Origin of the sequence: Aeromonas rivuli (assembly GCF_020149575.1) — a bacterium.
GTDB classification, from domain to species: domain Bacteria; phylum Pseudomonadota; class Gammaproteobacteria; order Enterobacterales; family Aeromonadaceae; genus Aeromonas; species Aeromonas rivuli.
Window position 1 is genome coordinate 1,599,845 of sequence record NZ_CP079742.1, and the last position, 20,775, is coordinate 1,620,619.

15 protein-coding genes and 1 pseudogene are annotated in these 20,775 nt (G+C 61.5%); 9 read left to right on the top strand and 7 right to left on the bottom strand.

Annotated features, from left to right (window positions below; translation table 11 throughout):
• Positions 1–46: 46 nt before the first annotated feature.
• From KYK33_RS07580 to KYK33_RS07600, 5 genes and pseudogenes are all read right to left on the bottom strand, one after another.
• Positions 47–2,179 (bottom strand): annotated as a pseudogene (locus KYK33_RS07580) (FAD-dependent oxidoreductase); the annotation flags it as partial.
• Positions 2,176–2,772, bottom strand: a complete 597-nt coding sequence (locus KYK33_RS07585; protein ID WP_042039701.1) for a carboxymuconolactone decarboxylase family protein — start codon at positions 2,770–2,772, stop codon at positions 2,176–2,178. The gene KYK33_RS07585 and the pseudogene KYK33_RS07580, both read right to left, overlap by 4 nt.
• 47 nt (positions 2,773–2,819) lie before the next feature.
• Positions 2,820–3,494, bottom strand: coding sequence for a DUF1499 domain-containing protein (locus KYK33_RS07590; RefSeq protein ID WP_224432589.1), 675 nt, complete (start codon positions 3,492–3,494; stop codon positions 2,820–2,822).
• A gap of 137 nt (positions 3,495–3,631) precedes the next feature.
• The gene (locus tag KYK33_RS07595) at positions 3,632–3,910 is read right to left on the bottom strand and encodes a peptidylprolyl isomerase (RefSeq protein WP_005907794.1); all 279 of its coding nucleotides are present in this window, start codon (positions 3,908–3,910) and stop codon (positions 3,632–3,634) included.
• A gap of 74 nt (positions 3,911–3,984) precedes the next feature.
• Positions 3,985–4,371, bottom strand: a complete 387-nt coding sequence (locus tag KYK33_RS07600) for a hypothetical protein (RefSeq protein WP_224432590.1) — start codon at positions 4,369–4,371, stop codon at positions 3,985–3,987.
• A gap of 527 nt (positions 4,372–4,898) precedes the next feature.
• On the opposite strand from KYK33_RS07600, the gene tamA reads away from it, so the two are divergent.
• The 3 genes from tamA to KYK33_RS07615 all read left to right on the top strand — a co-directional run bounded on the left by tamA (position 4,899) and on the right by KYK33_RS07615 (position 11,214).
• On the top strand, positions 4,899–6,671 hold the full coding sequence (gene tamA / locus KYK33_RS07605) for an autotransporter assembly complex protein TamA (protein WP_396021384.1): 1,773 nt from the start codon (positions 4,899–4,901) through the stop codon (positions 6,669–6,671).
• Positions 6,668–10,432, top strand: coding sequence for an autotransporter assembly complex protein TamB (gene tamB / locus KYK33_RS07610; protein WP_224432591.1), 3,765 nt, complete (start codon positions 6,668–6,670; stop codon positions 10,430–10,432). The genes tamA and tamB overlap by 4 nt, the downstream gene beginning before the upstream one ends.
• Positions 10,433–10,701: 269 nt before the next feature.
• Positions 10,702–11,214, top strand: a complete 513-nt coding sequence (locus tag KYK33_RS07615) for a VC2046/SO_2500 family protein (RefSeq protein ID WP_224432592.1) — start codon at positions 10,702–10,704, stop codon at positions 11,212–11,214.
• A gap of 122 nt (positions 11,215–11,336) precedes the next feature.
• On the opposite strand, the gene hpf is transcribed toward KYK33_RS07615, so the two are convergent.
• Positions 11,337–11,687, bottom strand: a complete 351-nt coding sequence (gene hpf / locus KYK33_RS07620; RefSeq protein ID WP_042039693.1) for a ribosome hibernation-promoting factor, HPF/YfiA family — start codon at positions 11,685–11,687, stop codon at positions 11,337–11,339.
• A gap of 351 nt (positions 11,688–12,038) precedes the next feature.
• Between hpf and KYK33_RS07625 the strand changes: the two genes are divergently transcribed.
• From KYK33_RS07625 to yciA, 5 genes are all read left to right on the top strand, one after another.
• Positions 12,039–14,549: a putative bifunctional diguanylate cyclase/phosphodiesterase gene (locus tag KYK33_RS07625; protein ID WP_224432593.1), complete on the top strand. Its 2,511-nt coding sequence runs from the start codon at positions 12,039–12,041 to the stop codon at positions 14,547–14,549.
• A gap of 74 nt (positions 14,550–14,623) precedes the next feature.
• Positions 14,624–16,519: a transglycosylase SLT domain-containing protein gene (locus KYK33_RS07630; RefSeq protein ID WP_224432594.1), complete on the top strand. Its 1,896-nt coding sequence runs from the start codon at positions 14,624–14,626 to the stop codon at positions 16,517–16,519.
• A 170-nt stretch (positions 16,520–16,689) separates the two neighbouring features.
• Positions 16,690–17,697, top strand: a complete 1,008-nt coding sequence (locus tag KYK33_RS07635) for a LacI family DNA-binding transcriptional regulator (RefSeq protein ID WP_042039688.1) — start codon at positions 16,690–16,692, stop codon at positions 17,695–17,697.
• 305 nt (positions 17,698–18,002) lie between these two features.
• Positions 18,003–18,854, top strand: a complete 852-nt coding sequence (locus tag KYK33_RS07640; protein WP_224432595.1) for an NAD-dependent epimerase/dehydratase family protein — start codon at positions 18,003–18,005, stop codon at positions 18,852–18,854.
• 179 nt (positions 18,855–19,033) lie between these two features.
• A complete protein-coding gene (gene yciA / locus KYK33_RS07645) occupies positions 19,034–19,447 on the top strand; it encodes an acyl-CoA thioester hydrolase YciA (protein ID WP_042039684.1) in 414 nt (137 codons plus the stop codon).
• Between the two features lie 7 nt (positions 19,448–19,454).
• Here the strand turns inward: yciA and KYK33_RS07650 are convergent, their stop codons facing one another.
• On the bottom strand, positions 19,455–19,679 hold the full coding sequence (locus KYK33_RS07650; protein ID WP_005893866.1) for a hypothetical protein: 225 nt from the start codon (positions 19,677–19,679) through the stop codon (positions 19,455–19,457).
• Positions 19,680–19,787: 108 nt separating this feature from the next.
• Here KYK33_RS07650 and KYK33_RS07655 point away from each other — a divergent pair, with 108 nt between their 5' ends.
• Positions 19,788–20,633: an endonuclease/exonuclease/phosphatase family protein gene (locus KYK33_RS07655; RefSeq protein ID WP_224432596.1), complete on the top strand. Its 846-nt coding sequence runs from the start codon at positions 19,788–19,790 to the stop codon at positions 20,631–20,633.
• The last annotated feature ends 142 nt before the right edge of the window (positions 20,634–20,775 follow it).

Consider the following 20,775-nt stretch of genomic DNA (forward strand, 5'->3'; position numbering starts at 1 on the left):
CCGGGCCTGTCTGCAACGGATGTTGCCTGGCATCGAGTTTGCCACGGCGGCGCCAGTGGTGGTAGCGGGCCAGCCAGGGCAGCAGCGCCTCGGGTTTGTGGGCCTGCTTCCACTGGCCAGCCACATACTTGTTGCCCTCCATCAGGGTGGGATAGGCGTGTATGGTGCCGAGCACCTTGCCAAGGCCCAGCTTGTGTCTCATGGCCAGGGTGAATTCGGCGATGCGTTCGCCTGCGTGGGGGCCGACGATGGTGGCGCCGAGGATCTTGTCTTTGCCAGGGACGGTCAGCACCTCGATGAAGCCCTGGGTCTCGCCATCGGCGATGGCCCTGTCCAGCTCCTTGAGCTCGAAGCGGCTGCTTTCAAAGGCAATTCCCTGCTCTTGCGCCTCCTTGCGGTTGAGGCCGACCCGGGCCACCTCAGGGCTGGTGTAGGTGGCAGCCGGGATGACGCGATAGTCCGCCTTGAAGCGCTTGAACTGGCCAAAGAGGGCGTTGACAGCGGCGTACCAGGCTTGATGCGCGGCGAAATGGGTGAACTGGTAGGGGCCGGCCACATCGCCCACCGCCGAGATGCTGGGGTAGTTGGTGGCGAGAAACGCGTCCACGGCTATGGTGCCGCGCGGGGTCAGCTCGACCCCCAGCTCCTCCAGGCCAAAGCCGGTGACATTGGCCACCCGGCCCAGGGCCAGCAGCAGTTGATCTCCCTCAACCTCCAGGTGCTGATCCCCCCGGCGCAGGTGCAGGCGGATCTGGCTCTGGGCCAGGGACTCGACCCGTTCGGCGCGCCAGCCAATCAAGAGTTCGACCCCATCCTCCTTCATTTGGGCTTGCAACAGCTCGGCCACCTCGCGCTCTTCCCGGGGCAGGAGTTGATCCGCCAGCTCGATCAGAGAGACCTTGATGCCGAGTTGGGCAAAACTCTGGGCCAGCTCGCAGCCGATGGGCCCCCCGCCGAGCACCAGCAGGTGACGGGGGGGCTCGCGCAGCTGCCAGAGGTTGTCCGAGGTGAGATAGTTGACCTCAGTCAGCCCCGGGATAGGCGGTACCAGGGGCCTGGCGCCGGTGGCGATGACGATGTGGCGGCTGGAGAGGCGCTGGCCATTGACTTCCAGCTCCCAGGGAGAGAGGAGGCGTGCCTCGCCCTGGATACACTCGACCCCCAATGCCTCATAGCGTGCCACCGAATCATGGGGTTCCACCTCGCGCACCACCTGGGCGACCCTGGTCATCACGGCCTCGAAGTCGGCGCGGGCGGTTTGCGGGGCGAAGCCAAGCTCGGCGGCCCGGCGCTGCTCAACGGCGAAGCGGGCGCTGCGGATCAGCGCCTTGGAGGGCACACAGCCAGTATTGAGGCAGTCGCCGCCCATCTTGTGCTTCTCGATGAGGGCCACCCGGGCCTTGACGGCGGCGGCAATGTAGCTGGTGACCAGGCCGCCGGCCCCGGCCCCTATCACCAGCAGGTTGTAATCGAAGTGGGCTGGTCGCGGGAAGCGGGTGAGGCGGCGGCGCAGGGCGAGCTGGTGCTGACCGGCCCTCGCCAGCCAGGGCAGTAGGCCAAGCAGGCAGAGCGCCGTGATGAGACCGGGGGAGAGGACATTGCCGGTACTGGTGAGCTGGGCCAGCTGGCTGCCCGCCAGCACATAGACGAAGGTGCCGGGCAACATGCCGAGCTGGCTGACCCAGTAGAAGGTGCGCAGCGGCAGGGCGGTCAGCCCCATCAACAAGTTGATGAGGAAGAAGGGAAAGACGGGGATGAGGCGCAGACTGAGCAGATAGAAGGGGCCATCCTTGGTGATGCCCCCATCGATGGCTGCCAACTTGTCCCCGAAGCGGGCACTCACCCAGTCGCGCAGCAGGAAGCGGGCGCTGAGGAAGGCCAGGCTGGCGCCCAGGGTGCTGGCGAAGGAGACGAGCAGCAGCCCCCAACCGATCCCGAAGATGGCGCTGCCCAGCAGGGTCAGCAGGCTGGCCCCCGGCAGGGAGAGGGCGGTGCTGAGCACGTAGACGATGAAGAAGAGGGCGCTGGCCTGCCAAAAGTGAGTGTCCACCCAGGCTGCAAGCGCCGCCTGGCGGGCTTGCAGGGCATCCAGGGTCAGATATTGGCCCAGCCCCAGGGCGAAGAAGGTACCGATCAGCAGCGCGATCAGCAGCAGCAATCCCAGTTTGCTTCCTCTCATGATGGTTTCTCCTCTTGAGACTGGGGCTCCTGCTGCTCCTCGGCATCAGGTTGCACCGGTAACTGGCAAAAACCCTGGGCCGGGATGTCCAGGGCGGCATTGAACTTGGCAGACATGTTCTGAAAGGCGACCAGGCCGGTCAACTCGACCAGGGCATCATCGTCAAACCAGGGACGCAGTGCCTCAAACTGGGCCTCGCTCACCCCGTCCAGACCCGTCATGGCCTCGGCATAGTCGAGCACGGCGCGCTCCCGTTCATCAAACAGGGAACTGGTGCGCCACTGGGCCAAGGCTTCGACCTTGGCGCTGGATCCGGCGCGCTTGACCAGGGTCATGGCATTGATATCGACGCAGAATCGGCACCAGTTGAGCTGGGAGACCCGCACCGTCACCAATGATCGCAATACGGGATCGATGGGAGAGTGCTTGCGGTTGATCACCCCATACAGGGTGGCGACGGCGGCAAACAGGCGCGGCGAGCGCCCCCAGCACTTGCCCGGGATCAGCACCTGACCGTAGTTGCGTTGCTGCAACCAGAAGAAGGGCTTGATGAACCAGGCATAGTCCCGATCCGCTTTTAGCTTGATGCGCATGTGATTCCTCTACTGCTCTGTGCTTGCTCGATGGGGCCGAATGCTGGTCAGGGCTCAGATGTCGTGCCCTGGGCCTTGGCCAGACGCCCGTGCAGTCGGGTCAGAAAATCCTGGATGCGGGCACGATTTGCGCCCAGATCGGAGCGCCCCTGGCGGGATGCCGAGCGCATATCGATGCGCAGCTCCTTGGGCCCCTCGAACAGACGCAGGGCCACATCGTCACGAAAACCGAACCAAGGGCTGACTACCACGGCCTCCAGACCCTGCCCACTGACACTGTGCTGCCAGCCTAACTCCGTCATCAGGCCGCGGGCCTCGGCCAGCACCTGGGAGCGGTTGGTCCTGGTATAGAGAGGAGCGGGGTTATCTGGGAAAAATTTCAACGGCGCGGGATTAATGGGTAAATCTGCCGCGCTACGGGCTTGGCTAGCCCAACGCAATGTTGGGGGATCCAGGGGGTCAGTGCTGACGTCATTGATCGGGTGGGCTTGCAACGCCTTGACCAAAAACCAGGCCGGTAGCACTAGCGGCAGGGCACCGAGCAGCGCCACGGCGCGGCGCGGATGCCAGGGCAGGCGCAGCAACAGCCAGAGGGAGCAGAGGGCACCGCCCAGGCAGATGGCAAAGCCGATCCACCAGGGCCAGATCGCAACACGGCTGCCCAAGGCGCCGCACAGGGGCAACAACCAGGCGAGCAGAGGCAGAACAGGCATGGGCAGCATGGCAGCACCTTTGGGGAAATGGCCAAAGGATAAACCTAATGGACTGATAAGGTTAATTTATTTAAGCGGAGTGGCTCAAAAGAGCGGGGCGAGGGAGCTTGGCATGGGCCGCGCTGAATGGGCGGCCCATCGGGCTATCAGTTGCGATACAGCACCTTGATCAGGTGAAAGCCGAACTTGGTGCGAATGGGGCCCAGTACCTTGAGCAGTTCACCTTTGAACACGGCGTCGTCGAAGGCCTTGACCATGTCACCCTTGCTGAACTCACCGAGATCGCCACTGCGTTTGCCGGAGGGGCAGGTGGAGAAGCGTTTTGCCATCTGGCCAAAATCGGCGCCCTTGTCGATTTTACTCTTTATCTCGAGACACTCTTTCTCCGTCTTGACCAGGATGTGTTGGGCGCAGGCCTTGTTCATGGGTTCTCCTCTTCGCGTGCATGGGCTGACGGATCCGGCCCTCGTCATGAGACAGGCCGGATCGGGGGGCAAGATTAGCGCAATTGTTGCCCCTCGTCAGCCCGGATAGCAGGCTTGTGGTGGCGAGCCTGCCAGAGTAGCTCCAGACCGAGCAAGCCATAGAGACCCCAGAGTGCGATGGGCTCCAGCCATTCACCGCCGAGACTGAGGCTGGCAAGGGCGCAGGCCAGCAGCAGCGCCGCCATGAGAGGGAGGCGCCAGTGAGGGGCCAAGGGGGCCAGCAGGGCCGAGCCGAGCAAGATGGCGAGGCCAAAGGGCAGATTCAAGGCGGTGAAGGCGAGCGCCTGCTGACCGTTCATGCCGCATAACAGCGCCAGCAGGGCGCTGCTGCAGGCGAGAAAGGTGATGAATTCGAGCCGCTCGGCAATGTGGTCGGCCAGTTGTTCGCTGCGTGGTGCCATGGGAGTGCTCCTCTGAATGATGAACCCAGTGTGGATCAGGGGGGGCGCACAGGGGAGCGAGATAAATCGATTAAGGCGAGCGAAGGAGTAGGGTATTGCACTTAACATCATGATAATCAATGAATAAGTGGCGTTGTCCGTGACATTTCCCAAGGCTGGATTCTGATGGGGTGGGCCACGAGCTTGCTTGCTCAGCGGGAGAGAGGGAGAGGATCCCGGCTTCTCTGCCGACAATATTTGTCGCGCCATCCGCCGTGCTCATCCCGTGCGAGCCATTCGGGGGGCGGCTGCATTGACCACTATTTAGCCTGATGGGGCGCCAATTCCACCCCCTTGGATTAACTTATAGCCAACTGGTTAAATTTTATGACAAATCCAGGTTGCTGATGGGTCTGAAACCGCCATGGGACTATGGTAGGATGCCAGTCATTGAATGCAAGCCGCTTCGCCCTGGGCGGGAGCCGCCACCCTTACCACGATGTGACCTGCATCGTTCGCTTGAGCATGAGACTTGGGGAAGTTGACGTTTGACAGGATGCTATCTGCCCATACCTGCGGGTAAATCGCAGCCGCGCCGCCGGGTGCGTGCCTGGCTCTGGCTGACATTCTGCCTCAGTTGCCTGACGTCTCCCGTCATGGCCGCCAAGCTGACCTATGAGGTCAAGGGTATCAAGGGCGCCAACAAAGAGAACGTCGAGGCTTATCTCAATGCCTTGCCCGTCTTCCAGGAGCGGCAATACCGCCCTGCTCGCGCCAAGATCATTGAGGGCACCGAGCAGGCCCTGCAGGTGTTCGGCTATTACCAGCCCAAGGTCAAACTGAGCCGGGACAAGAAAAAGCCCTCCAGGGTGATCGTCGACGTCAAGGCGGGGGATCCGGTGCTGATTTCCCGGCTGGATGTGCTGCTCGAGGGGGATGCGGGCAGCGACGAGATCTATAGCGAGCTGCTCGACAAGCTGCCCCTCAAGGAGGGGGAACCGCTCAATCACGGCAAGTACGAATCCATCAAGGCCGATCTTGGCAGCCTGGGGCTGGCGCGGGGTTACTTCAATGCCCGCATCAGCAAGAGCCAGGTGAAGGTATACCCGGAGAAGGGCACCGCCGAGATCTACATAGTGTTTCGTTCAGGTACTCGCTATCACTTTGGCGAGGTGCGCTATACCGCGACCCCGGAGGCGCTGCGCCTCATCAAGCCGCTGGTCAGCATCAAACGCGGCGATCCCTATCTCGCCATCAAGATGGCGGAGACCTCCCAGGACATCTCTTCGACCAAGCTATTCAAGCAGGTCGATCTCAAACCCCTCATCAGCGAGGCCCAGGGAGATCAGGTGCCTATCCAGGTCACCCTGGCACCGCGCACCCAGCACGAGATAGAAACGGGTATCGGCTATGCGACCGACGTGGGCCCCCGAGTGAGTGCCACCTGGGAGAAACCCTGGATAAACCGTTATGGTCACCGCCTCAATGCTACCGCCAATGTGTCGGCGCCTCAGGCTGATCTCAGTTTCGACTACCAGATCCCCATCATTGGCAAGAATCCGCTGCAGGATTACTACTCGCTGCAGGCCGGTTATCGCTACACCAACAACAATGACACCCGCTCCGACTTGACCACAGTCGGTGTCCATCGCTGGAAACGGCGACCGGATGCCTGGGACAGGGACGTCTTCGTGCGGCTGGAAAACGAGCGTTATGAGCAGGGCTCGGATGCGGGTAACAGCCTGCTGCTGATCCCCGGCGTCGCCTGGTCCAGGCTGCGGCTGCGTGGCGGCCTGGTGCCGGATTGGGGCGACAGACAGCAATTGACCCTGGAATTTTCCGACCCTACCTGGGGCTCGGATATTCGCTTCATGCGCGCCTGGGGCCGCACCAAATGGCTGCGCACCTTAGGGGACAACAACCGTTTTCTGCTGCGAGCGGAGCAGGGAGCCATCATCGGTGATGACTTCTCTCTGGTGCCGCCCTCCCTGCGCTTCTTTACCGGTGGCGATCAGACGGTACGGGGTTATGGCTATGAGGACATAGGGCCAAGGGATGCGGATGGTCAACTCCTGGGTGGCCGCTACACCACGGCGCTCAGCGCCGAATACAACTACAGATTCAGCGAGAAGTGGCTGGGGGCCCTGTTTGTGGATGGCGGCACCGCCACCGATGACTATCAGGAGCCCTGGAAGATAGGCACCGGGGTCGGGGTGCGCTGGGTCACGCCAATCGGTCAGGTCAGGCTGGATCTGGCGGTTGGCATCTCGGAGGAGGATAAACCCCTGCGCCTGCACTTCGCCCTGGGGCCTGAATTATGATCTGGCTAAAACGCATTTTCCTCTGGCTGATGGGCCTTGTCTTCCTGCTGCTGATTGGCATCAGCCTGCTCTGTTTTACTCACCAGGGTAATAAATGGCTCTGGGAGCAGGCCAAGTCGGCCCTGCCCGCCCTCAAGGGGGAGCTGGTGGCCGGTCAGCTTGGCTATGGCTGGACCCTGGAAGGGGTCGGCTGGCAGGATGAGCTGGTGGATGCCAGGGTCGAGCGCGCCGTGCTCGACTGGGATCTGGGCAAGTTGCTGCAAGGCCAGCTCTGGATCCGATCCCTGAGCCTGACCCATCCGGTGGTCAAGGTGGCCGAGTCGGCGCCGAGCGAAGCGACCCCCAGCGAACCCTTCGTCTGGCGCCCTCTGCCGATCCGCATCCAGATTGATGCCCTCAAGCTCAGCGATCTGGACGTCGATGTTCCCGGTCTGGCGCTGGTGCTCAAGTCTCTCGACATCGGCGCCAAGCTGGACAGGCATGGCCTGACGGTCCGTGGCCCCGTGCTCGATGGATTGACGGTCAAGCTGGCGGAGGCCGCGCCCGCTGCGGCGGCTGAGCCCAAAGAGAGCAAAGGGTCCAAACATGAGCCCGTCGCCAAGGCTGCGAAATCGACGACCCTGGTGGCGAGTTCTGAGCAGGGCGCCATCGCCATCGAACTGCCCAAGATAGAGCTGCCTTTCCCGCTGCGCCTCGAGGGGGTCATGCTGACCCGACTCAGCTACCAGCAAGGGGATCTCAAGGAGGGCATCGACAAGCTGCTGCTCTCGGTCCGGGGGGAGGGGGATCGCATCGACATCGATCAGCTGTTCCTGCGCCACGCCATGGCCGACCTGGATCTCAAGGGTCACATCAGTCTGCTGGATGATTATCCCCTCGACCTGACCCTGACCGCCAAGGCGCGCAAGGCCCTGCTCGATAATCAGCTCAAGGGCGAACAGGCGACCCTGACCCTGGGGGGCTCGGTCGGCAAGCTGGCCCTGGCTCTGGATGCCAAGGGACCGGTGGCGGCCAACCTCAAGGGGTCACTGGCAGCCCTGGATCCCGATCTGCCCTTCGATCTGAAACTGAGCTGGCCCGGTCTCAACTGGCCGCTGCACAAGCCGGCAGAAGATGAGCCCAGTTATCAGTTGAAGAAAGGGAGCCTGACCGCCAAGGGGGCACTGTCGGGCTACCAGTTCGCCTTGAATACCTCGGGGCAGGGCACGGATGTGCCCCCCTTCAAGCTGGCCCTCAAGGGCAAGGGCGATCTGGGTCAGCTCAGCAACATCGACCTGCTGCTCAATGCCCTGCAAGGAGAGCTGAAGCTCGATGGCAAGCTGGCCTGGCAAAAGGGCGTGCAGTGGCAGGGGGTCACCAGCTTCAAGGGGATAGATCCCGCCGAGCTGGTGCCCGAGATCAAGGGCACCCTGGCTGGCCGGGTCGAGAGTGAGTTTCAGCTAAGCGACACCGGACATTGGCAGCTCAAGGTGCCGGCCCTCAAGGTCGACGGCAAGCTCAACAAATATCCCCTCGCCATCACCGGCCAGCTCAGCGGTGATGATGCCATGAATTGGCAGATCCCCGCCTTCGCGCTGCAAACCGGCCCCAACAAGTTGCAGGCCAAGGGCAAGCTCACCGAAAAGCTGTGGCAGCTCGATGCCCAGTTGGCCGCCCCGGATCTCTCCGGGCTCTATCCCGGTTTGCGTGGCGACTTGAGCGGTACCCTGGCGCTGGGCGGCAACCAGCAGGCGCCGCGGGTCAATGCGGCCCTGAGCTCGACCCGTCTCTTCTACGCCGGTACTGACCTCAAGGGCATAGTGCTCAAGGGCAATGGTGTGATCGGGGAGGTGCCCGCCGGCAAGCTGGCCTTGACGGTGGCCAATCTGACCCAGGGCAGCACAGTCCTCAAACAGATCAAGCTGGATGCCGATGGCGATCTTGGCCGTCACCAGTTGTCTCTGGACATGAAAGGAGATCCCCTGGCCGCCAATCTGCGTCTCAATGGCGGCGTGCAGCAGAGTCACTGGCGCGGGGCGTTGACGGAGCTCAGCATCAAGACCCCGATGAAGCGCTGGAAACTCAAGGCGCCCTGGAATCTGGACGTCGATCTCGACAAGCAGCGGTTGGCGATGAGCGATCTCTGCCTCGGCTCCCAGCAGTCGAGCCTGTGTGTCAAAGGAAGCCAGATCTCGGCGGCCCAGGGGGAGCTGGCCTTTGCCCTGAACGAGTTCGACCTGAAACGGTTGCGACCCTGGCTGCCGGATAACTTCCAGTGGCAGGCAGTGTTGTCGGCCGATGGTCGCGCCAGCTGGAAGGGGGGGCAGCCCAGGGTGCATGCCACCTTGCGCACCACCCCGGGCACCTTCATCGCCGATGAGCTCAAGACCAGCTACCAGCAACTCGCCATCGGTTTCGATCTCGAACCTCAACAGGCGAATTTGCGCCTCGATTTCGTCTCGGGTGACATTGGCAGCATAGACACTGACCTCATCATCAAGGATCCGAGCGGACGTGGTCTTCTGTCCGGTCAGCTCAAGTTCACCGGCCTGAAACTCAGTCCGTTTGCCCCTCTGATCCCAGAGGTGCGCTCCCTGCAAGGGGTGATCAGTGCCGACACTCGCTTCGATGGCACCCTGAAGGCACCGCTGCTGTTTGGCCAGCTCAATCTGGTCGAGGGCGAGGTGCAGACCCACACCGACATGGTGACCCTCAAGCAGCTCAAGACCCGCCTCAAGATTGAGGGCAACCGGGCCGAGCTCGATGGCAGCATGCTGGTCGGCAAGGGCCCCCTCGCTCTGGGGGGCTGGCTGAGCTGGGCCAAGACGCCCATCGAAGGCAGCCTGACCATACAGGGCAAGGATCTGGAGGCGCAATATCCGGGCATGGGCCGGGTGCGGGTCTCGCCGGATCTCGCTATTTCCCTTGGGGGCAAGACCGAAATAACCGGCAAGATAGTGATCCCCTGGGCGCGGATCCTGGTCAAGAACTTGCCGGAGAGTGCGGTGGCGCGCTCCGACGATGTCACCATTATCTATGACGAGCTGGCACCGCCGGTGGAGCAGACCGCACTGCCCCTGGAGATGAAGGTGGCCGTGGTGCTGGGGGATGACATCCGTCTCGAGGCCATGGGGCTCAAGACCAAGGTAAGCGGCGGGATCAACCTCAATCAGGAGCCGGAGAAGCCCCTGTCCGGCACCGGTCAGCTGGAGCTGAAAGATGGTCGCTTCAAGGCCTATGGCCAGAACCTGATCATCAAGGAGGGACGCATCATCTTCTCCGGTCCCCTGGACAAACCCTATCTCAACATCGAGACCTATCGGGATCCAGATACCATAGAGGACAACGTGACGGTCGGGGTCAGGGTGACGGGACCGGCGGCCAAGCCGAAGATAGCCGTCTATTCGGAACCGCAGATGGCGCAGTCCGAACAGCTCTCCTACCTGTTGCGCGGCAAGGGCCTGCAGACAGGGGGTGAGGATGGCGGCTTCAATGGCCTCTTGGTGGCGGGGGCGGTCGGTCAGGTCGGCGGCGTGGTGTCCGATATTGGCGAGTCCCTTGGCATGAGCGATGTCTCCCTGGATACCGAGGGTAGCGGGGATGATACCCAGGTCACGCTCTCTGCCTATCTGCTGCCCGGTCTGCAGTTCCAGTACGGGGTAGGGGTATTTAGCCCCATCGCCGAGTTCAAGCTGCGCTACGAAGTGCTGCCGCGACTCTATCTGCAGGCCATGAGCGGGGTGGCCCAGGCGGTGGATATCTTCTACCGCTTTACCCTCTGACGCAGTGGCAATGAACAAGAGGGGAGCTCAGGCTCCCCTCTTGTTGTTCAGGGCGCCCCATCTGGCATCGAGTGGCGCCAGGCAGGCTCTGTTGAGGGGGAGTGTAGCAGGGGCGACATCGCCGAGAGCCGGGTGTTTTGCTGCGATTGACACCCAGAATCCTCGCCGATGACCTGGCGCGCTAGCGCCGCCGCGGAACATGAGCTCGACCCCTAAACCTTGACCCGGCGCGGCCGATAACAGCGTACCTTTCATATCGCAGAGTCATCATGCTACCCAACACCCTCCGCGAACATCTGCTGGTCGATGAGAGCCAGCTCGGCCAGCGCCTCAATCAGGATCTGCTGCGCGGCGATCGCGCCGATTTTCGCCTGCACCTGGCCCTGCTCACCGAGGCGGTGGAGGAGCAACCCTGGTTCGATGAGGCGATATCCTCCCCTGAGGCGAAGATTGACTGGCGCGCGCGGTTTGGACTGGCTCCTGCGACCCCCTTGCAGGCCGATGAGACAGCGGACAGTGCCCATCTGACCGAGCGGTTGCAGCAGGGGGGCAGCATGGTGGATGCCAGGCTCTGGCTGGCGCTCAATCCTCCCCCTCTGGTGGGGCGACAGCCGGTGCTGGACGAAGGGGTGTTTGACAACCTGAGCGCCCTGGGCCGGGCACGGGTAGAGGCTCGCTGGCAGTTGGCCAACAAGGGGCGCGAGAGTGCACCCCTGGTTATGTTGCCGCTGCTGGACAGCTTGGCTCAAGGGGTGGATGCGAGCCTGCATTGGCGCAGTTGAGGGATTGGGGGTGGCTGGCAGAGTACGCAACATCGTCGGATCCGCAGGCAGCCTTGGCAGATATGATCATAGAAAAAGGCGGCTAGGCCGCCTTTTTCTCTCCAACTGATGATTTTGTCACATTAAGCATCGACTTCCGCGTCGGCTTCTTCCGGCTGGGCTTGCTCCTTGAGAGGAGACTGGCCACGGCGCGCCAGGGGTTTCTCGGTATAACGGTTGAGCTGACGCTCCAGCTTCTGTCCCAGGTCGTTGATGGCAGCGTAGAGATCCTCGTGTTCTGCCTGGGCAAAGAGTTTGCCGTTGGGAATACCGGCGGTGGCTTCAATGTTGAACATCAGTCGTTCCTTGGAGACGATCACATGGGGTGTGATAAGCGGCACCTGAAGACGCTCGAGCTTGTTGAAGCGAGATTCAATACGCTCGCGAATTGCCGGGGTGATCTCGATGATTTTACTGGTGATTTCAATTTTCATATTGGCCCCCTTCGGGTCGTCTTGCTTGTGTCTTCACCTTCAGAATACCCATGGAGGAGGGAGATAATGTGATCCAGATCACATTATCTGTTCTTTGTTATTCATCAAATTGTAAATTGTGATCTTTTCGGCTTCTGGACCAAAAAGCACTTGAGCTGCATGAAATGGGCAGGCAGTATGGGGAAATTGGATCCTATCTGTCCCTTCCCGGCAGCACAGTCTGTCGACTTTTAATCAGGTTTCACCCGCACTGCCCCCACCCATTTTTTCTTTCCCCACTATATTCGGGAAGGCGAGGGCGATCTCGGTATCCTGCGCATTCTGGGGCAGAGACAATAGTTGGAGTCGTACATGAAGCAGCAGGCCACTCAGATGATGTGGTTTTATGATCCGGCCCAGAGCCAATGGCGAGTCTCGGATCATGCCTCTAACCAGCTTTGGCAAGGGGAGGGGTCTCACCCCTGGAGCGATGACCTGGATCCTGCCGACGAGGTCGGCTTTGCCCAATTCCTTTCCCGCCTGCAGCAAGGGGACAAGCCTGGCCAGTTTATTGGCCACCTGCAGGGGGAGGATGGCCAGCTCCATCATTACCTCTGGTGCGGCCAGTATCTCCCCGATCAGGCGCTCTGTTGTGGCTGGATCAGTCCGATAGAGGTCAACGATCGCTCCTTGCTGTCAGCCCAGGCCAGCCACGAGCGTGCTGTGTTGCGGGTGCAAGATCCCTTGCTGGCCCAATTGGCTCAGGCGCTCTCCGCCAAGACGGGGCTGGAGTTCTTCAGCACCCTGGTCGATGAACTGGCGCTTATCCTCAATGCCGATGCTGTCTGGTTGGCCGAGCGAGGGGATGCGGCGTCGCTGCGGGTCCTGGCCAGCCATGGCGTCGAACTGGATCACTACCGGCTGGAGGGCATGCCCTGTCAGACCCTGTATGAAGGAGGCCAGGCCCGGACTCTGATGCTGGAGGCCCCAGTACAGGGTCAAACTTGGCTTGCCCCGGGCCAGACCTATCATGGGCATCCCCTGCGCGATCGCCATGGTCAGGTGCTTGGCCACCTGGCACTGCTTTTTTCCGGCTCGGTGGCGCTGCCTGACTTGGCCAGTGCACTCACCATCTTCTCGGTGCGCATGGTGGCCGAGCTGGAACGGTTGCAGAGTGAGGCTCAGTTACGGCTCTCTGCCGTGGCATTCGAGACCCATGAAGGCATCATCATCACGGATCCCGATTACAAGGTGCTGCGGGTGAACCATGCCTTCAGCCAGATCACCGGCTTTGACAGCCAGGCGGTGCTTGGCAAGCGGCTGAGCTGCGATCTCTGGCCCAGTGAAGGGGGCCTGGGGTATGAGCTCGACCATCTGAGTCGCTGGCAGGGGGAGACGATGCGCCGCCACGCCCGTGGTCATGGTTACCCCCAGTGGGAAATCGTGACCCCGGTGCAGGATGACAAGGGGCGGATCAGTCACTTTGTCATCTGTTTCGAAGATATTTCGGAGCGCAAGGCTGCCGAACGCCGCATTCAGGATCTCGCCTATTACGACGAGCTGACCGGTCTGCCAAACCGGCGCCAGCTCCATGAAACCCTGGAACAGACTTTCGTGGCGGCGAGCCGGGATCATCTGGTCGGTGCCCTGCTGTTTATCGATCTCGATCACTTCAAGACCATCAATGACTCCCTCGGCCATGCCACCGGTGACTGGCTGCTCAAGGAGGTGGCCACTCGCCTCAAGCGCTTGGTGCGCCAGGGGGATTGTCTGGCTCGTCTGGGCGGTGACGAGTTCGTGCTGCTGTTGCCCTCTCTCTCCAGCAGCCCGCCTCAGGCGGAGATGCAGGCCGATCTCATTGCCGAGCGATTGATTGGCGAGATTGCGGCGCCCTATCGTCAGGGGGCACAGGTGCTGCACATTGGTGCCAGTGTGGGGATCACCCTGTTTCCGGGACGTGATCAGGGGGTGGACGATCTGCTCAAGCAGGCGGACACCGCCATGTATCAGGCCAAATCCGCGGGCCGCAAGACCCGTCGCTTCTTCGATGCCGCCATGCAGCATCAAGCGGACAGGCGGCTGCTCATTCACAACGAATTGCGCAGTGCCCTGAGCGGGGGCGAGCTGATGTTGCATTATCAGCCCCAGCACCTGGTGGAAGGCGGGGATCTTATCGGGGTCGAGGCACTGATCCGCTGGCAGCCGCCGGGGCGCGCGCTGGTCTCCCCCGCCGAATTTATTCCCATCGCCGAGGAGACGGATCTTATCGTCGACATTGGCAACTGGGTGCTGCATGAGGCGTGCAGCCAGTATGTGAGCTGGGAGGAGAACGGGATCCATATTCCCCAGTTGTCGGTCAATGTCAGCGCCAAGCAGTTTCATGCCCAGGATTTTGTCGAATGTATCCATGACGTACTGGCGCAGACCGGCATGGATCCGGCCTGCCTGAACCTGGAGATCACCGAGTCCGTGGTCCTGGGCCATGCGGAGGACACCATCAGCAAGATGACCGAGCTCAAGCAGCTCGGTATCAGCTTTGCCATCGATGACTTTGGCGCCGGTTACTCCTCCCTGAGCTACCTCAAGCGCTTGCCTGCCGACGAGCTGAAGATAGACAGATCCTTTATCCAGGATATTCCCCGGGATGGCGACAACATGGCCATCGTCGAGGCGGTGATCGCCATGGCGCGCCACATGGGGTTCAACGTGACGGCAGAAGGGGTGGAGTCGCGCCAGCAGCTGGAATTTCTGCGGGCCCAGGGCTGCCATTTCTATCAGGGATACCTGGCTTCCAAGCCGCTGCCCGTGCCTTATCTGGAACGCTACGTCAAACGGATGGGGGGCAAGTTGGAGGCGAGAAATTCCGTCGCAGCAAAGCTGTAGCCCGGGCCGTTTACGGGTAGAATGGGGAGACAGAACAGGGCGCCATTGGGCGCCCAATTTTAGGGAGAAGTCGAGTGAAAGCCGTCTGGGGAATCATCTTATCCGCCCTCCTGGTGCCGGGGGCCATGGCGCAGACCATGGATCAGTTGCGCTATCGCCAGGCCTATGATGCGGTGCGCGCCAACGACATGGCTCGCTTCCAGACGCTCAGAAGCCAGCTCAACCATTACCCGCTGCTGCCTTATCTGGACTATTACCGGCTCGCGTTTCGTCCGGGGGGCGCCGAATATGGCGAGGTCACCCGCTTCATCAAGGAGCATGCCGATACCCCTCAGTCCAATCGTCTGGAACGCAGCTATCTCATTCATCTGGCTCAAAGCAACCAGTGGTCCCAGTTCCTGCGGCTCTATCCCGACGTCCCCAACTCCACCGAGCTGCGCTGCATGCACTATGAGGCGCGCTACCATACCGGCCATCGCGAGGAGGGGCTGCGCGAGGCGGGCAAGCTCTGGCTGAGCGGCGAGTCGCGCCCGGATGCCTGCGACTCTCTGTTTAGCCTCTGGCAAGGTGCCGGGTTACGTACCCAGGAGGCTGTCTGGTCGCGGATGATGCTCGCCTTCGAAGGGGGCAACAGTAACCTGGTGAATCATTTGACCAATCAGCTTGGCGCCGGGCTCAAGGGCAGTGGCACCTTGATGGCCAGCTTGCTGAGTCAGCCGGCCAAGGTGATGAATCCCGTCTATTTCAGTCAGGAGCGGCACTCGCGCCAGCTGCTGCTGCAGGGGTTGGTGCGTTATGCCAACAGCGAGCCGGATCGGGTGCTGGGGGCATTGGCCAGCTATCGCAGTCGTTTCGCGTTCAGCGCCCAGGAGCTCAAACCGGTTGAATACGCCATTGCCCGGCGTTACCTGTTGGATAGATCCCCGGCTCAGCGAGCCTGGGTCGATGGCCAGGTGCGGGCGCAACCCGAGTTGGTGGAGCTGCGGGCACGGCTTGCGATTTGGGAGGAGGATTGGCGCGGGCTCGAAGGCTGGATCAAACAGCTGCCACAGGCGCGGCAGAAAGAGGATCGTTGGCGCTATTGGCAGGCTCGCGCCCTGGAAGTGCAGGGTCAGCAGAAGCCAGCCAAGGCGCTCTATATTGAGACCGCCGGCCTGCGCGGCTTCTATGGCTTTATGGCCGCTCAGCGCAGCGGCGTGCCTTATCGCCTCAAGAATGAGCCGCAGGTCAGGGCCCCGGACTGGCGCAGTGCCGCCGGACGCTGGCCCTTCCTGGCCCGGGTCAAGGAGCTGCTCGCCATGAACGAAATCGCCGCGGCTCGCTCGGAGTGGATCCACAACATGGATCGCAACTCGGTGGCCCAGCGCATCGAATTTGGCCATGTCGCCCTCAATCAGGGTTGGCATGAGCTGGCAATCCTCGCCAGCATTCGCGCCGAGGCCTGGGATGCCCTGGACTTGCGCTTCCCGCTGCCGCTGCAACGCACCTTCTCCCAGATGGCCCGTGAGCGGGTCATGGATACCAGCCTGCTCTATGCCATCTCCCGTCAGGAGAGTGCCCTCTATCCGCTGGCGCAGTCACCGGTAGGCGCGCGGGGGCTGATGCAGCTGATGCCGGCTACCGCCAAGGAGACCGCCGGCAAGCTGGGAGTCCCTTACCGGGATCCTCAACAGCTGTTTGATCCCATGATGAACATTCGCCTCGGCAGTGCCTACCTCAAGCGACTGCTGGATGTGTATGACGGCAATCGCATTCTGGCCGCCGCCGCTTACAACGCGGGACCGGGCCGGGTGAAACGCTGGCGTGATGCCCACACCGACAAGCCGATGGATGTCTGGGTCGAGAGCATCCCTTATCAGGAGACCCGCAACTATGTGCAGAATGTGCTGTCGTTCGACCTCATCTATCGGCACAGGCTCAAGCAACCCCTGCGTTTCATGTCCGAACGAGAACTGCGCCACCAATACTGAAGCGGTGCGGCGTGGCCCCGGCTCCCTCTCCAGGGTGGATGGGGGTATCATGGGGCAAGATTTTGTTACAAAAAGAAACCTGTCAGGTGATCGGGCGCCGCGTTCAGGATTGAGCGAGTCGCTATAATGGCGAGCCAAGCGCGGCGAACCCCTAATGAAAGGAATTGAGAGTGGCAACGATTAAAGACGTTTCCCGCATGGCCAATGTCTCCATCTCGACGGTGTCCCGTGTCATCAACAGCACGGCCCAGGTCGCCCCGGAGAAGAAGGTGGCGGTGCTGGCGGCCATGAAGGAGCTGAATTTTCGTCCTAACAGCTTTGCCCAGGCGCTGGTCAGTAAACGTTCCAACTGCGTCGGCGTACTGGTGGGGGATCTGTGTGGTGGCCCCTTCTTTGCCCAGATGATGCGCGGCATCGAAACCGTGGTCGATCGCGCCGACAAGTTCACCATTGTGATGTCAGGCAACCATGATGAGGTGCGTGAGCGCCATGCCATACAGGCCCTGCTGCAACGCCAGTGTGATGCCCTGATCCTGCACAGCAAGGCGCTGCCGGACGACGAGTTGAGCGAGCTGGCGGCAGGCTCTACCCCTGTGGTCTTCATCAACCGTCAGGTACCGGGGGCGGAGGATCGCTGTGTCTGGCTGGATAATCAGGCGGGTATCACCACGGCTTGTCAGCATCTGCTCGATGCGGGGCATCGCCAGATAGCCTTTGTCACCTCGGATGACGAGGAGTTCGTCGACGGTCAGCAGCGTATGGCCGGTTATACCCACGCCTTGCAACGGGCCGGAATAGCCGTCAATCCCGCTCTGATAGGCCGCGCCTTTGCCGACGAGAACGGCGGTTATGTGGCCATGACGGCACTGCTGGCGCGCGGCGTGCCGTTCAGCGCCGTGCTGGGCTTCAATGATGCCATGGTGGCGGGTGCCATCTCCTGCCTGCTGGAGCGGGGTTACAAGATCCCGCAACAGGTCTCAGTGGTGGGGTTCGACGATATTCCCTACGCCCGTTACATCTATCCCAAGCTCACCACGGTGCGCTACCCCATCGAAGCCATGGGTGGGCGGGCCGCCGAGTTGGCGCTGCGCCTGCTGGATCATAAACCGGCGGAGGGGCTGACTCTCAAGTTCGAGGCTGAACTGGTCGCACGGGAGTCCGTTACCGAGATGGCATGAGAAAATGGCCCCAAGCGGGCCATTTTTAAGCCGGAAACTGAAAGCGTTTTCAGAAATCCCTTTCAACTGTGATCTGCTTCATAGCTTTTTGGCCGGGAGAACACTAGCATGAGCCCCACGAATTAGGAGCTCAGGCTCCCGATTTTCCCGCTGTGGGAGATGACTGGTCATCCAGCTATTTCCTTCGTTACTTTCGACGGTCATCATGGATGGCCGTTTTTTTTTTGGTTTTTTGCCCGGCAGGGTCGCCGAGCCTGGCCGTCCCCTCCACAGTCATCACGGTTTTATCAACAGCAGAGGTGAGCATGCAAGACGCCGTCTTACGACAAGCACCACAAGAGCGCGCAGCAGACGCGGTTGCCAGCGTAGGGATAGTGGGGGCCGGCTGGCTGGGGCTTCCCCTGGCTCACGCGCTGAGCGATGAGGGATGGGCGGTGACGGTGACGGTGACCCGTCAGGAGAAGGTCAGAGTGCTGCGGGCCGAGGGCCTCAATGCCTGCCAGTTGCATCTCTCGGCGCAGATGGGCTCTGTCTGGCCCCTGGTCGTCGACAACCTGGTCGTCTGTGTGCCGCCAGGCAAGATGGATGACTACCCTGGCGCCATTACACAGTTGTGCACCATGGCCCGGGCCGCTGGGGTGCGCAATCTCCTGTTCGTCAGTGCCACCTCGGTGTGGGGCCCCGGGCAGGGCGAAGAGGAGCAGGCCGCGCCTCACACCGAGCGGGGGTTGCGCATGCTGGCGGCTGAGCGCGCCGTGCTGGCTGCCGGTTTCGATCGCGCCATAGTGGTGCGCCCGGCTGGCCTCTATGGCCCAGGCCGTCATCCCGGACGATTCTTGGCGGGCAAGAGTGTCAGCGGCGGTGCTCAGGCGGTCAATCTGGTCCATCAGCAGGATCTGGTTGCCGCGTGCTGCCTGCTGCTCGAACAAGGCGAGTCAGGTGCCTGCTACACCCTGAGCGCCCCCGGTCACCCCAGTCGCCAGGAGTTTTACCGCGCCGCCGCCGTGCGTATTGGCCTGGTGGCCCCTGATTTCATTGAACCGGCTGGCGATTTTTCACCTGTGACAGGAGCGCGGATCTGCCGCGAGCTCGGTTTTGAGTATTGGGTAGCGGATCCTCTGGCCTGGTTGGCGAGCGAGGCGGGCGCGCGACTGTGAGGCGGCGTGCAAGGTGGCAGACTGGCTGGTGACTGAGCAGGCATGAGCCCGGGCCATTGGCATGGCGGCGAGGAGGCTTACCAAGCGGCCGGGCGCTGGCACACCCTGGCCCGGCATAGCATTTGCCAAGGGAGGAGCCTGTCCCTATCATGCCGCCATCCCAATCATAGAGAGTAGTAATGATGGTCGACACGAATACAGCTACCCCGGCCCGTGAGCCCGAAGGGGATCTGCTGCTGCGCACCCTGGCGATGCCGGCAGACACCAATCCCAATGGCGACATCTTCGGTGGCTGGATCATGTCCCAGATGGATATAGGGGGCGGTATCATGGCCAAGGAGCTGGCAAAGGGGCGGATCTGTACCGTCTCGGTAGAAGGCATGACCTTCCACAGCCCGGTCAAAGTGGGGGATGTGGTCTGCTGTTATGGCACTTGCCTGCAGGTGGGACGGAGCTCGATGCGCCTGAAATTGGAAGTCTGGGTCAAGCCGGTGCTGCGGGCGAACGATGCCCAGCGCTACTGCGTGACCGAGGGGGTCTTCACCTACGTGGCCATAGACGATCAGGGTAAACCGCGCTCGGTACCCCTGTAAGCGGGATTCAGATAAGCCGGGCGTTGATGATGGATATTTCCTGCTCAAACCCGGTTTTTTGCCGTATCATGCTCTCCAGCATCTCCTCAGACCCCACGCACTGGTTCGTATCGAACACACAGAGATCGCATTGGGGGTCGCGCCTGATCTGGTATCGGGTGGATAACTCAACCTGATGGCAATTGCCCTGCTGATCGTAAAAGGTCACACGGTATTGTTGCTGTCTGGGCATGGGGATCCTCCACAGTGGCTTGACGTTGGGCGCGAATGTTCAGCCTAGTCGGCTTGGATGATATTTTGTTGAACGAGCACGCAAAGATAGCCAGGTGGTTGTTAGCCAATGAAAAATAGTTATCGCATTCTGGGTACCTCCCTGCTGACCCTGGGGCTGGTCGGCTGCTTCGAGGTGCCGTCCAGAGATCATCTGGTCACGGCACAAGGCATAGTGCCCAACCTCAGTTGTCATCAGCCGCCCCTGGTGGCCCTGGCTGCCGAGGCATTGCCGCGGGAGTTCGGCATCACCGTCTGGAATCTGTACAAGGGACAGCGCAAGAACTGGCGCGAGGGCATGACTGCGTTTGCCCAGGATCAGGATCTGCTGCTGCTGCAGGAGTCGGCGACCACGCCCGACATGCTGGCCTGGCTGCAGGCGGGTCGTTTCCAGTGGCAACAGCTGCAAGCTTTCACCCAAGGTGGCGTCTCCTTCGGCGTCATGACAGTGGCCAAGACGCACCAGGCGTTCGTCTGCGGCGTTCGCTCCCCCGAGCCACTGCTGCGCATCCCCAAATCGGGTCTGGTGAGCCTGTACCCTTTACAGGGCGATCCTGATGGTGTGTTGGTGGTGAACCTCCATGCGGTCAACTTCGAACTTGGCATGGCCACCTTCCGCGAGCAGCTCAACGATTTGACCGCCCTGATCCACCGTCACCAGGGGCCGGTGATCCTGGGAGGGGATTTCAACACCTGGAGTGAAAAGCGGGAGTATTGGCTTGATAAGCTGGTGGAGGAGCTGGGACTGCAAGAAGCGATCCCTTCGCCGGACCTGCGTCGCCGTGCCTTTGGCCGCCCGCTGGATCATCTCTACTACCGGAGTCTGGATCTGGTCGAGGTGAAGAGCCCGGCGACAGATGCCTCCGATCACAATCCGATCATGGCCCGTTTCGCGGCCCAGGCCGTGACGCCTTAAGCCTCATCCTCAGGCTTGGCACGATCAGAAACCACCTGCGGGTGGTTTTTTACTGCCTGATCAACCAGGACAGCGGATTGCCTGACAGGGTTGCAGAAGGCGGGGTGGCGCGCCAGAGGACGGCAATGGGTGTCGAAGCTGT

Excerpts from the sequence above, each read along its gene's own strand:
- KYK33_RS07585 (WP_042039701.1), bottom strand. The coding sequence starts at position 2,772 with ATGCGCATCAAGCTAAAAGCGGATCGGGACTATGCCTGGTTCATCAAG.
- KYK33_RS07590 (WP_224432589.1), bottom strand. The coding sequence starts at position 3,494 with ATGCTGCCCATGCCTGTTCTGCCTCTGCTCGCCTGGTTGTTGCCCCTG.
- KYK33_RS07595 (WP_005907794.1), bottom strand. The coding sequence starts at position 3,910 with ATGAACAAGGCCTGCGCCCAACACATCCTGGTCAAGACGGAGAAAGAG.
- KYK33_RS07600 (WP_224432590.1), bottom strand. The coding sequence starts at position 4,371 with ATGGCACCACGCAGCGAACAACTGGCCGACCACATTGCCGAGCGGCTC.
- tamB (WP_224432591.1), top strand. The coding sequence starts at position 6,668 with ATGATCTGGCTAAAACGCATTTTCCTCTGGCTGATGGGCCTTGTCTTC.
- KYK33_RS07615 (WP_224432592.1), top strand. The coding sequence starts at position 10,702 with ATGCTACCCAACACCCTCCGCGAACATCTGCTGGTCGATGAGAGCCAG.
- hpf (WP_042039693.1), bottom strand. The coding sequence starts at position 11,687 with ATGAAAATTGAAATCACCAGTAAAATCATCGAGATCACCCCGGCAATT.
- KYK33_RS07625 (WP_224432593.1), top strand. The coding sequence starts at position 12,039 with ATGAAGCAGCAGGCCACTCAGATGATGTGGTTTTATGATCCGGCCCAG.
- KYK33_RS07640 (WP_224432595.1), top strand. The coding sequence starts at position 18,003 with ATGCAAGACGCCGTCTTACGACAAGCACCACAAGAGCGCGCAGCAGAC.
- yciA (WP_042039684.1), top strand. The coding sequence starts at position 19,034 with ATGATGGTCGACACGAATACAGCTACCCCGGCCCGTGAGCCCGAAGGG.
- KYK33_RS07650 (WP_005893866.1), bottom strand. The coding sequence starts at position 19,679 with ATGCCCAGACAGCAACAATACCGTGTGACCTTTTACGATCAGCAGGGC.
- KYK33_RS07655 (WP_224432596.1), top strand. The coding sequence starts at position 19,788 with ATGAAAAATAGTTATCGCATTCTGGGTACCTCCCTGCTGACCCTGGGG.